Raw genomic sequence first — 13178 nt, forward strand, 5'->3', positions numbered from 1 at the left:
CGCCGAGCGGCCCGCGGAGCGGTTTTTCCTCGGGACGTTCCCGTAGGCGGCAGGCCCGCCGGCTCAGGCCCAGGACAGCGCCGCGATGTCGTTCACGAAGATCGGCGCGTCCTTCCACAGCCCGCGCAGGTTGCGCCCGGCGATGGTGATGAACTGCGGCTGGAACAGGAACACGTTGGCCGCGTCTTCCGCCAGCACCCGCTGCGCGTCTCCGAGGTAGCGCAGGCGGTCGGCGGGGCGCGCGGCATTGCGGGCCTTGTCGAACACCTCGTTGAACTTCGCCGACTGGTAGCCCCAGTAGTACTCCGGCTTGGTGTAGTTCACCAGGTCGAAGGGCTCGACGTGCAGGATCAAAGAGAGGTCGTAGTTCTTGTTGCCGTAGGTGCCGCTGATCCACTGCGCCCACTCCACGTTCTGGATCTTCGCGACGATGCCGATCTTGGCAAGCTGCGCGGCGATCAGCTCGCCGCCCTGGCGCGCATAGGGCGGGGGCGGCAGCACCAGTTCGAGTTCGAGCGGCGTCTTCACGCCGGCCTCGGCCAGCAGCTTCTTGGCCTTCTCGATGTTGTAGGGGTTGACGCCGGTGGTGTCGACATAGCCTGGCAAGCCCGGCACGTAGTGGCTGCCGATGGGAATGCCGCGCCCGTCCACGGCCGCCTCGATCACGGCCTTGCGGTCGATGGCCGCGGCAATGGCGCGGCGCACGCGCACGTCGTCCAGCGGCTTGCGCTTGTTGTTGATGGCCAGGATGGTCTTGCCGAGCGAGGCGTTGAACACGATCTGGAAGCGCTTGTCGTTCTGGAACTGCGACAGGCTGCGCGACACCGAGGCGTGGGGGAACAGGTCGATGTCGTTCGACAGCAGCGCGGCGGTCTGCGCGGCCGGCTCGGAGATGAAGCGGAAGCTGGCTTTGCGGATCTGCACCGTATCGGCGCTGCGCCAGCCGTCCCACTTGGCCAGCACGATGCTCGAGCCCTTGGCCCAGTTGTCGAGCCTGTAGGGCCCTGTGCCGACAGGCTTGGTGGCGTTAGTCTCCACGCTCTTCGGCTCGACCAGGATGGCGGAGGCCTGGCCCAGCAGGAACAGCAGGTCGGGCTCGATCTCCTTGGCGATCAGCACCACCGTGTGCTCGTCGATCACCTGCGTCGTGATGTTGGTGAAGGTGCGCTTGTCCTTGTTGGTGCTGTTGGCCGCGGCCGCGCGGTCGAACGAGAACTTCACGCTCTGCGCATTGAAGGGTTCGCCGTTCTGGAACTTCACGCCGCGCTTGAGCTTGAAGGTGTAGGTCTTCAGGTCTGGCGAAATTTCCCAGCTGTCGGCCAGCAGCGGCGTGACACTGCCGTCGGAGTTGATCTTGGTGAGCGTTTCGAACACCGTGTAGAGCACCACCTCTGCAATCTCGGCGCCGGCCTTGGCCGTGGGGTCCAGGCCCGTGGGCTCGAGCGTGAGGCCGATCACCAGCGCATCTTTTTTTCTTTGCGCCAGCGCCAGGGTCGGCAGAGCCAGCGGTGTCAGGGCTGCGGCGCCGGTGGCGAGCAGGGTGCGTCGTTTGAGCATGAAGCGGTGTCCTCGGAACAGGGGGCAAGCATCATCAGCGAGGTGGTGGCCTTTGCGCAACCAGATGCATATGACCCACTCATCCTAAGAACTGCCGGCGACACGCCGGTGTCAGCCCCGTTCAGGCCTGCAGCAGCGTGCCGCCGGTGGGCGTGCGCGGCACGGCTTCGAGCAGCGTGCGCGTGTAGGGGTGCTGCGCGTGCTGGAAAAGCTCGGCGGGCGGGCCCTGCTCGACGATCTTGCCTTTCCAGACCACACAGACCTCGTCGCACAGGTGGTTGACCACCGCAAGGTCATGGCTGATGAGCAGGTAGCTGATGCCGAACTGCTGCTGCAGATCCTGCATGAGGTTGAGCACCTGGGCCTGCACGGAGACGTCGAGCGCGCTCACCGGCTCGTCGGCCACGATGAGCTTGGGCCGCGTGATCAGCGCCCGCGCGATGGCAATGCGCTGGCGTTGCCCGCCCGAGAACTCGTGCGGGTACTTGTCCATGTCGGTAGTGCGCAGGCCGACGGCAGCGAGTGCTTCGGAGGCGCGCTCGCGCTGCTCGGCGCGGCTGGTTTCCGCCAGCGCCTCGAGGGGCTCGGCGACGATGCGCGCCACGGTCTGGCGTGGATCGAGCGAGCCGTACGGGTCCTGGAACACCATCTGGAAATCGCGCCGTGCGGTACGCAGCTCGGCCCTCGGCAGCGTGTGCAGGTCGCGGCCTTCCAGGCGCACGCTGCCGGAGGTAGGCGTGTCCAGCGCCATCACCAGCCGCGCGATGGTCGACTTGCCCGAGCCCGATTCGCCGACGATGCCCACGCTCTTGCCGGCCTGCACCTCGAAGCTCACGCCGTTGAGCGCCTTCACCGTCGGCGGCGGGCCGAAGAGTTTTTCACGCGGCAGTGCGTAGTGGCGCACGAGGTCGGTGACCTGCAGCAGCGGTGGAACAGCAGTCTTCTCGCTCATGGTGCGGCGGCGACTTCGGTCGCGATCTCTTCGAGCCGGATGCAGCGCACCGCATGGTCGTGCGGCAGCATCGTCGCGGGTGGCCGCGTGGTGTGGCAGGCGTCGACGGTATAGCTGCAGCGGCCCGCGAACGGGCAGCCCTTCGGCAGGTCGACCAGCTCGGGCACGCTGCCCTTGATGGTTGCAAGGCGCAGCCCACGCGGCGCGCCGATGGCGGGACGCGCGGCGAACAGGCCCTGCGTGTAGGGATGGGCGCGGCGCGCGAACACGGCCTCGGTCGGGCCGCTCTCGACCACGCTGCCGCCGTACATCACGAGCATCTTCGACACGGTTTGCGCGATCACGCCGAGGTCGTGCGAGATCAATATCAGCGCCATGCCGCGCTCGGCAACGAGGCTCTGGATCAGCTCGAGGATCTGCTTCTGGATGGTCACGTCGAGCGCGGTGGTGGGCTCGTCGGCAATCAGCAGATCGGGCCCGCAGGCCAATGCCATCGCAATGCCGATGCGCTGCCTCTGGCCGCCCGAGAACTGGTGCGGGTACGCATCGAGGCGCGAAGCCGCGTCCGGTATGCCCACGCGTTCGAGCAGCGCGAGCACCTCCTTGCGTGCATCGGCCTTCGAGAGGCCGCGGTGCAGCCGCAGCGGCTCGCCGACCTGGCGTGCGATGGTGTGCACCGGGTTCAGCGCCGTCATCGGCTCCTGGAAGATCATGCCGATGCGGTTGCCGCGGATCTGGCACATGTCTTTCTCGGCGCGGCCCACCAGCTCGGTGCCGTCGAAGCGGATGCTGCCCGTGACCTTGGCGGTCGATGGCAGCAGGCCCATGAGCGACATCACGGTGATCGACTTGCCGCAGCCCGACTCGCCGACGATGCCCAGCGTTTCGCCGCGCTCCAGCGTGAAGTCGACACCACGCACGGCCTCGGCGGGGCCGCGCTGGGTCTGCAGTTCGATGTGCAGGTCCTTGACTTGAAGCAGTGGCATCTTGCTTACCTCGCCCGTGCCAGCCGTGGATCGAGCAGGTCGCGCAGGCCGTCGCCCAGCAGGTTCAGGCCGAGCACCGCGAACGCGATGGCCATGCCGGGGAACACCGCGAGCAGGGGTGACTGGAACATCATCGTCTGCGCCTCGCTGAGCATGCGGCCCCACGACGGCTGCGGTGGCTGCGTGCCCAGGCCGAGGTAGGAGAGCGCGGCCTCCGCGAGGATGGCGATGGCGAAGCGGATCGTGATCTGAACGATCAGCACGGCCGAGATGTTCGGCAGCACATGCTGCATGGTGATGGCGAAGGAGCCCTTGCCGCAGGCGCGCGCGGCGGCCACGTACTCGCGCGACCAGATGGCGTTGGCCGATGCGCGGGTGATGCGCGCGAAGGTCGGGATGTTGTAGATGCCGATCGCGATGATCGCGTTGACGATGCCCGCGCCGAACACGGCGGTCAGCATGATGGCCGACAGGATCGCCGGGAAGGCGAGCGAGAAATCGGTGAGCCGCATGATAGCTTCTTCGACCCAGCCGCGCCTGGCGGCCGCGAGCAGGCCCAGGGCGGTTCCCACCACCAGGCCGATGCCCACCGCGATCACGCCGACCAGGATGGATGCGCGCGCACCTACCAGCAGCAGCGAGGCCACGTCGCGGCCGTAGGTGTCGGTGCCCAGCCAGTGCGAAGCCATCGGCGGCTTGAGCTTGTTGGCCATGTCCATGTCGTAGGGCGACCAGGGCGTCCACACCAGCGAGACGGCGGCTGCCAGCAGCAGCAGCAGGGTCAGGACGCCGCCGAGCATGAAGCTGCGGTGATGCAGCGCGCGGCGCCAGAAGCCCGGCACCTTGAGCGCGGCGGCGCTGGGGGCGGTGATGCTGCTCATATGTCGCCGGCCTTGATGCGCGGGTCGATCACGGCATAGAGCACGTCGACCACGAAATTCACGATGACCACCATGGCCGCGAGCAGCATCACGCAGTTGCGCACCACGATCAGGTCGCGGTTGCTTATGGCCTGGAAGATCAGCCGGCCGAGACCGGGAAGATAGAACACGTTCTCCACCACGATGGTGCCGGCCAGCAGCTCGGAGAACTGCATGCCCATCACCGTGATGACGGGGATCATCGCGTTGCGCAGCACGTGGGTCCACAGCACCATGCGCTGCGACACGCCCTTGGCCCGCGCGGTGCGAACGAAGTCTTCGCGCATCACCTCGAGCACCGCCGAGCGCGTGATGCGCGCGAGGATCGCGGCCTGCACCACCGCCAGAGACAGGGCAGGCAGCAGCAGCGACTTGATGCCCGAGAAGAAGCCATCACCCCAGCCCTCGAAGCCGCCGGCGGAGAACCACTGCAGCTTCACAGAGAACACGAGGATCAGAAGAATCGCGAACCAGAAATTGGGAATGGCGATGCCGACCTGGGCCATGCCCATCAGGCCGACGTCGCCGAGCTTGTTGTGGCGCGCCGCGGCGGTCACACCCACCAGCAGCGCAATGACCGTGGTGAAGAACATCGCCAGCAGGGCCAGCGGCATGGTGAGCGCGAGGCGCTCTAGGATCAGGTCGAGCACCGGCGAGCTGTAGGCGTAGCTGTCGCCGAGGTTGCCGGTGAGAAGGCCGCCGATCCAGTGCCAGTAGCGCGTCCATGCGGGCAGGTCGAGGCCGAGCTTGGTGGCGAGGGCGGCAACCGCTTCAGGCGAGGCGTCGGGCCCCATGAGCATCTGCGCGGCGTTGCCGGGCAGTATCTCGAGGACGAGGAAAACGATGACCGAGGCGCCGATCAGCGTGCCGATCAGCGTGGCAAGGCGCTTGAATAGAAACAGACTCATGGGGCGGGGCGCAGCATAACTGACTCCTGCAACAAATGTGCCGTGAATGTGGCCTTTGTCATTCAGGGGCAGCCTGCCCGCGCGGCCCCGCGATAATCGGGGGATGGCCCTCATGATCACCGACGAATGCATCAACTGCGATGTCTGCGAGCCCGAGTGCCCGAACGACGCGATCTACATGGGCGAGGCGTTCTACGAGATCGACCCGCACAAGTGCACCGAGTGCGTCGGCCACTTCGACGAGCCGCAATGCGTGCAGATCTGCCCGGTGGCGTGCATTCCCGTCAATCCCGAGCACGTGGAAAGCCGCGAGACGCTGCTTCAGAAATACGAGCGTCTCACGGCGATCAAGGTGACGACGGCCGCGTCAACCGGCGTCTGAGCTGGCGGATTTCCGCTTCTTTTTCTTCTTTGGCGCGTCGCTGGCCGTTTTCTGATCGGTCACCGCTCCCTTGAAGCTCGCGCTGGGCTTGCGCGGTTCGCCCGCCAATGTGCGGGCACGGTCCCGCTCTTTTTGCTCGGCCAGTGCGAGCCGCCGTTCGGCGAGGGCCGCGCTGCGGGCCTCCCGGGCGGCCCGCTGGTCGCGGTCGTAGGCCGCCTTTTCCAGCGACAGCCGGCTGCGCTCCATCTGGTCGGCCTGGGTTTTTGCGTTGCGAGTGCCTGTGTCGGCGGCACGGCGGTCTTGCGCGCTGCGGCTGTCGTTCACCCGCACCGCCTTGCCGCCTTCGCAGGGCTGGTCGGCATAAGCGTTGCCGCAGCGCCATGCCGTGGTTCCGTCTTGCGCAAAGGCGCCTGTGGAATGAATGCAGGCTGCTATAGAAAGCATAGCGACGCCGATCCTTGCGGCGCCTGCTGTCGTTTTTCTTCTGCTCTTCTCTCTCATCTTTTATTTCTCTCCCTCCTGCGCTCCGATGGCCGGCTAGGTGGCGGCAGGCGTGCCCCCGTCGCCGGGCTCCCTCCGCGGCGGTTTGGGCCGCGGTGGCTTGCTCGTGTGAATCAGCAGCGTCGCCTTCTCCATCTCGCCTGCCACCAGCGCAGGCGTGGCGTGCAGCGTGCGGACGATGGCGTCTTCGATCGCTTCGCGTTGCTCCTTGAGCGGCTTCTTGAGCACCCAGTTGACCACCTCCGACTTCACGCCGGGGTGTCCGATGCCCAGGCGCAGCCGCCAGTAGTCGCCGGTGCCGAGCTGCGCGTGAATGTCGCGCAGGCCGTTGTGGCCGGCATGGCTGCCGCCGAACTTGAGCTTGGCCTGGCCGGGCACCACGTCGAGCTCGTCGTGCACCACCAGGATTTCCTCGGGCGCGATCTTGAAGAAGCGCGCAAGGGCGGCCACCGACTTGCCCGACAGATTCATGAAGGTCTGCGGCTCCAGCAGCCAGATGCTCTGGCCGCCGATGTTGGCGCGCGCCGCGAGGCCGTGGTAGCCGCGTTCGGGCACGAGGTTGAGTTTCCAGTCGCGCGCCAGGGCGTCGATCCACCAGAAGCCCGCGTTGTGCCGCGTGGCTTCGTACTCAGGGCCCGGGTTTCCGAGGCCGACGAACAACTTGATCATGGCTTGGATTATCCCGCTGCGAAAAAGCAGAAGGCCCGCACGAGGCGGGCCTTCTGCAGCAACGGATGCGAAAGAAGATTACTTCTTGGCAGTCTTTGCGGCGGGGGTCTTGGCGGCCGGAGCCTTGCCACCCTTGGCGGCCGGTGCGGCTGCGGCGGCTGCATCGGCAGCGCCTTCGGCGGGAGCGTCGACTTCTTCAGCCGCCGGCGACACGGCCGAAGCCAGCACCGGGTTGACCTTGCCGTGGCTGACCCACTTCACGCCCTTGGGCAGCTTGATGTCCTTCAGCGTGACGGTGCCGTTCTTCTTCAGGCCCGACAGGTCGACTTCGATGAACTCGGGCAGATCGCTCGGCAGGCAGTTCAGTTCGAGTTCGGTCGTCACGTGATTGACCAGGTTCAGGTCGATCTTGACGGCTTCGGATTCTTCTTCACCCTTGAAGTGCACAGGCACCTTCATGGTCATGCGGGTCTTGGCGTCGACGCGCTGGAAGTCGATGTGCTGCACCAGCTGGCGGAACGGGTGGTACTGCACGTCGCGCAGCAGGACCTTGCTGGTCGTGCCGCCGAGTTCCATCTCGAGCACGCTCGAGTGGAAAGCTTCCTTCTTCAGGGCGTGCCACAGCGCGTTGTGATCGATCTCGATCAGTTGCGGCTGGGTGTCGCCACCGTAGACGATGCCGGGGGTCTTGCCCGTGATGCGGAGACGGCGGCTCGCACCCGTGCCCTGCTTTGCGCGCTCAAAAGCGACGAATTTCATAACTAGCTCCTGTGAGAGTCCACCGCGACCAGTGCGACTCCGGTTCAAAAAGGCCTCCCGCGAAGGAGGCCAGCTTCATGCCCCGGTCAGAACAGGTTGTCCTGATCCGAGAACAAACTCATCACCGACTCTCCCTTGGCAATGCGCTGGATCGTTTCGGCGATCAGCGGCGCCACGGAGAGCTGGCGGATCTTTCCGCAGGCATTGGCGCCATCGGAAAGGGGAATGGTGTTGGTCACGACCACTTCGTCGAGGGCCGAGCCCTGCGTGATGCGCTCGATGGCCGGGCCCGAGAAGATCGGGTGCGTGCAGTAGGCGTAGACGCTCTTTGCGCCGCGCTCTTTCAGCACTTCGGCTGCTTTGACCAGCGTGCCGGCGGTGTCGATCATGTCGTCCATGATCACGCAGTTGCGGCCGTCGATCTCGCCGATCACGTTCATGACTTCGCTGACGTTGGCCTTAGGACGGCGCTTGTCGATGATGGCGAGGTCGCAGTTCAGTTGCTTGGCCAGCGCGCGGGCACGGACCACGCCGCCGACGTCGGGCGAAACCACGATCAGGTCTTCGTAGTTCTTGGCGCGCAGGTCGCCGAGCAGCACTGGCGAGGCGTAGATGTTGTCGACGGGGATGTCGAAGAAGCCCTGGATCTGGTCGGCGTGCAGGTCCATCGTGAGCACGCGCTCGACGCCGACGGTTTCCAGCAGGTTGGCCACGACCTTGGCCGAGATCGGCACTCGGCTCGAGCGCGGGCGGCGATCCTGGCGGGCATAGCCGAAGTAGGGAATGACGGCGCTGATCCGCTCGGCCGAAGCGCGCTTGAGCGCGTCGACCATGATCAGCAGTTCCATCAGGTTTTCGTTGGTCGGCGCGCAGGTCGACTGGACCACGAATACGTCGCGAGCGCGGACGTTCTGGTTGATCTCGACGGTGACTTCACCGTCCGAGAAGCGGCCCACGCGGGCGGCGCCCAGCGAAGTACCGAGGTTGTGCGCGATTTCCGCAGCAAGGCCAGGATTGGCGTTGCCGGTGAAAACCATGAAATCAGGGTGATTAGCCTGCATGAGCGCGTCCCGGCAGTGCAAATTGGCTTAGGAAGCCGCCAAAAGGTTTGTGATGCGTGGCGACCGGTAGGCCGCCGATTATTGCAGCGGGTGGGCTGCAAATGAAGACTGCGGCCATTTGGCCGCAGTCGTTGAAGATTTGGCAGGGGAGAAAGGATTCGAACCTTTGCATGCTGGAATCAAAATCCAGTGCCTTAACCAGCTTGGCGACTCCCCTACACAGGTCGATGGTTTTCACCACCAACCGATATATGTCGCATCGAACCGAATGAACGGTTCGATCATCTCTTCAGGTTGCCCATCCCCAGAGTGGATGGACTTCCAGGTTGCTGCATTGACGAACCTGCCAGCCTTTGGGGGCTTCCAGCAGTTCCGCTTCCTGCGGCGCTTGCGGCATTTTCGCGAACACCGAACTTCCGGAGCCGGTCATCCGTGCCTTTAACCCTTGGGCTCCGAGCCATTCGATGGCGTCGGTGACTGCGGGGCAAAGTCGCTGGGCAACCGGCTGCAGGTCGTTGTGGCCGAAGTCGAAAACCGAAGGGCTCAGAACAGAGCTTTTCAGGTTTGTCGCTTCGAGCGATTCGCTCTCTGCAGCAAAGCCTGTGATTATAGCAACAGGAGTTGAACGTTCAAGATCTGTTGCTGAAAAAATTAATCGGGTATCGAGTCCCTCGGGAGGTTTGGCCACCGCGAAACGCGCGGTAGGGAGTGTAACCGGTGTCAGTTGCTCTCCGACGCCCTCGACCCAAGCATTGCGACCGCCAAGAAAGAATGGCACGTCCGCGCCCAGCTTCAGCCCGATGTGGGCAAGCCGCTCGAGCGGCAGGTTCAATCCCCACAGGCGGTTCAGCGCCAGCAGGCAGGTGGCCGCATCCGAAGAGCCGCCGCCCATGCCCGCCTGCGCCGGCACGTGCTTGGCCACGCCGATGTGGGCGCCTTGGGCGGGCGCGGCGAATGCCTGCAGGGCACGCGCCGCGCGCAGGATCAGGTCGTCCGCGGGCAACTCGGTCGTCAGGTCTTCGCGGCTCAGTTGGCCGTCACGGCGCAGTTCGACATGCAGCGTGTCGCACCAGTCGATCAGCATGAAGACCGATTGCAGCAGGTGGTAGCCGTCGTCGCGCCGGCCGGTGATGTGAAGGAAGAGGTTGAGCTTGGCCGGCGCGGAAAGGTCGTAGATCGCCTTCATGACCGTTCGAACACGATGCGCAGGTCGGCCCGGGGGCTCGGCATTTCGCGGACCGCCGCCAGGCGGCCATTGGCGAGCTGCCCCAGGTCCGGCTTCCAGCCAGGCACGGGATCGTTGCGGCCCGCCAGCCAGCCGAACAGAGCACCCACTGGAATGGCTGCCCCGGTGGCTGCTTCGATGAGCGCATCGACGGAGTCGAAGCGCCGCGTGTTGCTGCCGTCTTTCAGCAGTGCCTCGCCCGGCGACCAGTGCAGCTGCGCAAGCGTGCTGCCGATGGGGGTCGTGAGCGTGAGATCGCCCGAGTCGGGCGAACCGCGCAGCTCGAACAGCGCGGCAAAGGTCTGTACAGGCTCGCTCTCGATGCGAAGCGACATCCGCCCGCTCCAGCTGTCCGAGGCCTTGGGCGCCGAAGCGCGGCCACCTGACAGCTGGGCACAGCCTGCCACTACGAGCAATGCAGCGCCGCCAGCGGCCAGCAGCACGCGTCGCCCATGGTCGATCCGTTGCGGCGCAAGCGCCCTTGCCAGCGTCATGTTCAAGGCTTCACGCGCAGGCGCTTGAGTGTTTCCTGCAGGGTTTCATTTTCGGAGTCGCTCAGCAAGGATTCCTTCCAGATCGTGACCGCGCGGTCCTTCTGGCCGGTGCTCCACAGCACTTCGCCGAAGTGCGCGCCGATCTCGGGGTCGGGCCGTGTCTTGTATGCGGCCTCGAGGATGCGGATCGCCTCGGTCGTGTTGCCGAGGCGGAATTCGACCCAGCCGAGGCTGTCGGCGATGAACGGATCGTCCGGCGCCAGCTGCACTGCCTTCTGGATCAGCGTGCGTGCCTCCTCGAGCCGGATCTTGCGATCGGCAAGCGAATAGCCCAGCGCGTTATACGCATTCTGGTTGTCGGGCTTGAGCTCGATGAGCCGGCGCAGCAGGCGCTCCATGTCGTCGAGGCGGTTGAGACGCTCGGCAACCATGGCCTGGTCGTAGACGAGGTCGGCGTCGTCCGGCGAGGCCGCGGAAGCCTGGGCCAGCATGTCGTAGGCCGCCTGGTATTGCTTGGCGTCGCGCAGCAGCTGCACTTCGGCGAGGAATTTCTGCTTCTTGTCGTCGGCCGTGCGTTCGGGCAGCGAGCGGATGAGTTCGCGCGCCTGCGGCAGCTTGCCCTGTTGCGCGAGCAGGGCCGCGCGGCGGGTTTGCGCGGCGACGATGTCATCTGTTCCGGTCACGCGCGACAGCCAGCGTTCGGCGGCCGGGAAGTCCTTGCGGCGCTCGGCCAGCTGCGCCAACGCAAAGTACGCCTGCGACACGCTGCGACGGCGGTCTCCCGCTTCGCCTGCATCCTTGCTCTGGCTGCCCGAGAGTTCGATGAAGCGCTTGAGCGAGGCCTCGGCGGCTGCGTCCTGCTTGGCCTGCATCTGCAGGCTGCCGAGCAGCAACCAGGGTTCGGCCAGTTCGGGCCGGGCCGCGGTGAGTGCCTGGAGCTGCGCGGTGGCGTCTGGGAAGCGGCGGTTTTCGACCAGCACGCGTGCGTAGGCCACGCGCAGGTCGGGTGCAGCCTTGGGGTTGTTGTTCAGGTAGCGGGTGACGATGGGCTCGGCCAGCGGCTGGCCGGGGTCGATCATCTCGAGCGCCAGCGCGGCCGGGGCGTCGGACGAGGGATCGAGTTCCTGGCCCTTGCGCGCGGCTTCCAGCGCGCCGGAAGCATCGCCCGCGTTCAGGCGCAGCCGGCCCACGGTGGTCCAGGCCAGCGCGCCGGTGGTCGGGTTCTTGAGTTCGTCGGACAAGGCCTGTTCGACCACCGAGGCGGCCAGCTTCTTGTCGGGCGCGCGTGAATAGTTGCGCGTGATCACGGCCATGAGCAGCGGCCGTTCGACCTGCGAGGTGGCCGCCACTTCGGCGCGCAGCAGCTCGGTCGTTTCGCTGATGCGGTTGAGTGCGATCAGGATCTGCAGTTCGATGCGCCGGGCGTCGCGCGAGGTGGGCAGCGTTTCCTGCCAGGCACGGGCCGCGGCCAGCGCCGCATCGCCGGAGCGCGACTGCAGGGCGATCTCGACCGCGCGCTGGAACAGCTTGCCGTCGCGCAGCCGGCGTGCGGCGTCGAGCACCAATGCGTAGCCGGAGCCGGGGTCGCCGGAGCGGGTCGTCAGCTCGCCCATCAAAATTTCGTAGAACAGGTCCGCGGTCAGTGCCGACGGCTGCGCCGCGGGCTCGGCGGCAGCAGCTGCCTTGGCGACGACGGTCTGCTGGGGCTTGGCCGCTGGCTTCCGTGGCGCGGATCGTTCGATGACGGGGGCGGGGCTGTCGGGGGCTGCTGGATCGTTGGTTTGCGCGTGGACGGCACAGGCCAGCAAGACAAGAGACGCGGCCGCCGCAAGGCGGTGTCGGCGGGGCGGAAGGTTCATCCGACCATAATAATCCAGCCTTTTGAACGTGCGCCGCGTGGGGCTTCGTCGCCGTCGGCATTTGCCGGAGATTTACTTTTCATGCCTGAATTACCCGAAGTCGAAGTCACCCGGCGCGGCATTGCCGATCGCATTGCCAGGGCGCGCATCGACGCGGTACGCATCGGAAAACCCCTGCGCTGGGCGCTGATGGTGCTGCCCGAGGCGCTGGTGGGGCGCCGTGTGCTCCAGGTGCGCCGGCGCGGCAAGTACCTGCTGATCGATCTCGACCGCGGCATCCTGCTGTTGCACCTGGGCATGTCGGGCAGCCTGCGTTTCGACGCGGTGCTGCCGCCGCCCGGCGCGCACGACCATTTCGATCTCGTGACCGACCTGGGCACCTTGCGGCTCAACGACCCGCGCCGCTTCGGTGCCGTCGTCTATGTCGAGAACGAAGACGCGCCCTGGGCCATCAAGCTGCTCGGTGGGCTCGGCATGGAGCCGCTGGGCGAAGACTTCGACCTCGACGTCTTCCATGCCGGGCTCAAGAAGCGCAAGTCTGCCGTCAAGCAGGTGCTGCTGGCGGGCGACGTGGTGGTGGGCGTGGGCAATATCTATGCGTCGGAGGCTCTGTTCCAGGCCGGCATCCGGCCGACGCTTTCGGCCGCGCGCATCAGCCGGCCGCGTGCCGCCAAGCTGCATGCGGCGGTGCGCGAGATTCTTGCAAGGGCGGTGGAGAAGGGCGGCAGCACGCTGCGCGACTTCTCGAACATCGACGGCCAGAACGGATATTTCCAGCTCGAGGCGACCGTCTACGGCCGGGCAGGCGAACCCTGTCGGGTCTGCGCAACGCCCATCCGGCTGTTGCGGCAGGGGCAGCGCTCCACCTATTACTGTCCCAACTGCCAGAAATAGCGGCCGGAACC

The 13178-nt window shown here is 66.0% G+C and carries 14 protein-coding genes and 1 tRNA gene; 2 read left to right on the forward strand and 13 right to left on the reverse strand.

Annotation, left to right across the window (positions count from 1 at the left end; all coding sequences use genetic code 11):
• Positions 1-63: 63 nt before the first annotated feature.
• The 5 genes from ACWV14_RS06300 to ACWV14_RS06320 all read right to left on the reverse strand — a co-directional run bounded on the left by ACWV14_RS06300 (position 64) and on the right by ACWV14_RS06320 (position 5323).
• Positions 64-1557 carry an ABC transporter substrate-binding protein gene (locus ACWV14_RS06300; RefSeq protein WP_454907665.1) on the reverse strand — a complete coding sequence of 498 codons (1494 nt, stop codon included), beginning with the start codon at positions 1555-1557 and terminating at the stop codon, positions 64-66.
• Positions 1558-1678: 121 nt separating this feature from the next.
• The gene (locus ACWV14_RS06305) at positions 1679-2509 is read right to left on the reverse strand and encodes an ATP-binding cassette domain-containing protein (protein WP_454907664.1); all 831 of its coding nucleotides are present in this window, start codon (positions 2507-2509) and stop codon (positions 1679-1681) included.
• A complete protein-coding gene (locus ACWV14_RS06310; protein ID WP_422085151.1) occupies positions 2506-3495 on the reverse strand; it encodes an ABC transporter ATP-binding protein in 990 nt (329 codons plus the stop codon). Before ACWV14_RS06310 ends, ACWV14_RS06305 begins: the two co-directional genes overlap by 4 nt.
• A 5-nt stretch (positions 3496-3500) precedes the next feature.
• Positions 3501-4376: an ABC transporter permease gene (locus ACWV14_RS06315; RefSeq protein ID WP_454907663.1), complete on the reverse strand. Its 876-nt coding sequence runs from the start codon at positions 4374-4376 to the stop codon at positions 3501-3503.
• The gene (locus tag ACWV14_RS06320) at positions 4373-5323 is read right to left on the reverse strand and encodes an ABC transporter permease (RefSeq protein WP_454907662.1); all 951 of its coding nucleotides are present in this window, start codon (positions 5321-5323) and stop codon (positions 4373-4375) included. The genes ACWV14_RS06315 and ACWV14_RS06320 overlap by 4 nt, the downstream gene beginning before the upstream one ends.
• Before the next feature lie 103 nt (positions 5324-5426).
• Here ACWV14_RS06320 and ACWV14_RS06325 point away from each other — a divergent pair, with 103 nt between their 5' ends.
• On the forward strand, positions 5427-5705 hold the full coding sequence (locus ACWV14_RS06325) for a YfhL family 4Fe-4S dicluster ferredoxin (RefSeq protein ID WP_454907661.1): 279 nt from the start codon (positions 5427-5429) through the stop codon (positions 5703-5705).
• Here the strand turns inward: ACWV14_RS06325 and ACWV14_RS06330 are convergent.
• The 8 genes from ACWV14_RS06330 to ACWV14_RS06365 all read right to left on the reverse strand — a co-directional run bounded on the left by ACWV14_RS06330 (position 5691) and on the right by ACWV14_RS06365 (position 12273).
• Complete coding sequence (locus ACWV14_RS06330) at positions 5691-6206, reverse strand: hypothetical protein (protein ID WP_454912688.1); 516 nt, start codon at positions 6204-6206, stop codon at positions 5691-5693. The two genes, ACWV14_RS06325 and ACWV14_RS06330, sit on opposite strands and share 15 nt — an antisense overlap.
• 36 nt (positions 6207-6242) lie before the next feature.
• Positions 6243-6875 (reverse strand): aminoacyl-tRNA hydrolase, encoded by a 633-nt coding sequence (gene pth / locus ACWV14_RS06335; RefSeq protein ID WP_106936916.1) that lies wholly within the window; start codon positions 6873-6875, stop codon positions 6243-6245.
• Positions 6876-6953: 78 nt separating this feature from the next.
• The gene (locus ACWV14_RS06340; protein ID WP_454907659.1) at positions 6954-7634 is read right to left on the reverse strand and encodes a 50S ribosomal protein L25/general stress protein Ctc; all 681 of its coding nucleotides are present in this window, start codon (positions 7632-7634) and stop codon (positions 6954-6956) included.
• An 86-nt stretch (positions 7635-7720) separates the two neighbouring features.
• Complete coding sequence (locus tag ACWV14_RS06345; protein ID WP_081269883.1) at positions 7721-8695, reverse strand: ribose-phosphate pyrophosphokinase; 975 nt, start codon at positions 8693-8695, stop codon at positions 7721-7723.
• Between the two features lie 140 nt (positions 8696-8835).
• A tRNA-Gln gene (locus ACWV14_RS06350) sits at positions 8836-8912 on the reverse strand.
• 72 nt (positions 8913-8984) lie between these two features.
• On the reverse strand, positions 8985-9881 hold the full coding sequence (gene ispE / locus ACWV14_RS06355) for a 4-(cytidine 5'-diphospho)-2-C-methyl-D-erythritol kinase (RefSeq protein WP_454907658.1): 897 nt from the start codon (positions 9879-9881) through the stop codon (positions 8985-8987).
• Positions 9878-10414: a lipoprotein insertase outer membrane protein LolB gene (locus tag ACWV14_RS06360; RefSeq protein ID WP_454907657.1), complete on the reverse strand. Its 537-nt coding sequence runs from the start codon at positions 10412-10414 to the stop codon at positions 9878-9880. The genes ispE and ACWV14_RS06360 overlap by 4 nt, the downstream gene beginning before the upstream one ends.
• A 2-nt stretch (positions 10415-10416) precedes the next feature.
• On the reverse strand, positions 10417-12273 hold the full coding sequence (locus ACWV14_RS06365; RefSeq protein ID WP_454907656.1) for a tetratricopeptide repeat protein: 1857 nt from the start codon (positions 12271-12273) through the stop codon (positions 10417-10419).
• An 81-nt stretch (positions 12274-12354) separates the two neighbouring features.
• On the opposite strand from ACWV14_RS06365, the gene mutM reads away from it, so the two are divergent.
• A complete protein-coding gene (mutM, locus tag ACWV14_RS06370) occupies positions 12355-13167 on the forward strand; it encodes a bifunctional DNA-formamidopyrimidine glycosylase/DNA-(apurinic or apyrimidinic site) lyase (protein ID WP_454907655.1) in 813 nt (270 codons plus the stop codon).
• Positions 13168-13178: the final 11 nt, after the last annotated feature.

The organism is Variovorax durovernensis, assembly GCF_977011995.1.

Excerpts from the sequence above, each read along its gene's own strand:
- ACWV14_RS06300 (WP_454907665.1), bottom strand. The coding sequence starts at position 1,557 with ATGCTCAAACGACGCACCCTGCTCGCCACCGGCGCCGCAGCCCTGACA.
- ACWV14_RS06365 (WP_454907656.1), bottom strand. The coding sequence starts at position 12,273 with ATGAACCTTCCGCCCCGCCGACACCGCCTTGCGGCGGCCGCGTCTCTT.
- ACWV14_RS06305 (WP_454907664.1), bottom strand. The coding sequence starts at position 2,509 with ATGAGCGAGAAGACTGCTGTTCCACCGCTGCTGCAGGTCACCGACCTC.
- pth (WP_106936916.1), bottom strand. The coding sequence starts at position 6,875 with ATGATCAAGTTGTTCGTCGGCCTCGGAAACCCGGGCCCTGAGTACGAA.
- mutM (WP_454907655.1), top strand. The coding sequence starts at position 12,355 with ATGCCTGAATTACCCGAAGTCGAAGTCACCCGGCGCGGCATTGCCGAT.
- ACWV14_RS06320 (WP_454907662.1), bottom strand. The coding sequence starts at position 5,323 with ATGAGTCTGTTTCTATTCAAGCGCCTTGCCACGCTGATCGGCACGCTG.
- ACWV14_RS06340 (WP_454907659.1), bottom strand. The coding sequence starts at position 7,634 with ATGAAATTCGTCGCTTTTGAGCGCGCAAAGCAGGGCACGGGTGCGAGC.
- ACWV14_RS06325 (WP_454907661.1), top strand. The coding sequence starts at position 5,427 with ATGGCCCTCATGATCACCGACGAATGCATCAACTGCGATGTCTGCGAG.
- ACWV14_RS06315 (WP_454907663.1), bottom strand. The coding sequence starts at position 4,376 with ATGAGCAGCATCACCGCCCCCAGCGCCGCCGCGCTCAAGGTGCCGGGC.
- ispE (WP_454907658.1), bottom strand. The coding sequence starts at position 9,881 with ATGAAGGCGATCTACGACCTTTCCGCGCCGGCCAAGCTCAACCTCTTC.
- ACWV14_RS06345 (WP_081269883.1), bottom strand. The coding sequence starts at position 8,695 with ATGCAGGCTAATCACCCTGATTTCATGGTTTTCACCGGCAACGCCAAT.
- ACWV14_RS06330 (WP_454912688.1), bottom strand. The coding sequence starts at position 6,206 with ATGAGAGAGAAGAGCAGAAGAAAAACGACAGCAGGCGCCGCAAGGATC.
- ACWV14_RS06360 (WP_454907657.1), bottom strand. The coding sequence starts at position 10,414 with ATGACGCTGGCAAGGGCGCTTGCGCCGCAACGGATCGACCATGGGCGA.
- ACWV14_RS06310 (WP_422085151.1), bottom strand. The coding sequence starts at position 3,495 with ATGCCACTGCTTCAAGTCAAGGACCTGCACATCGAACTGCAGACCCAG.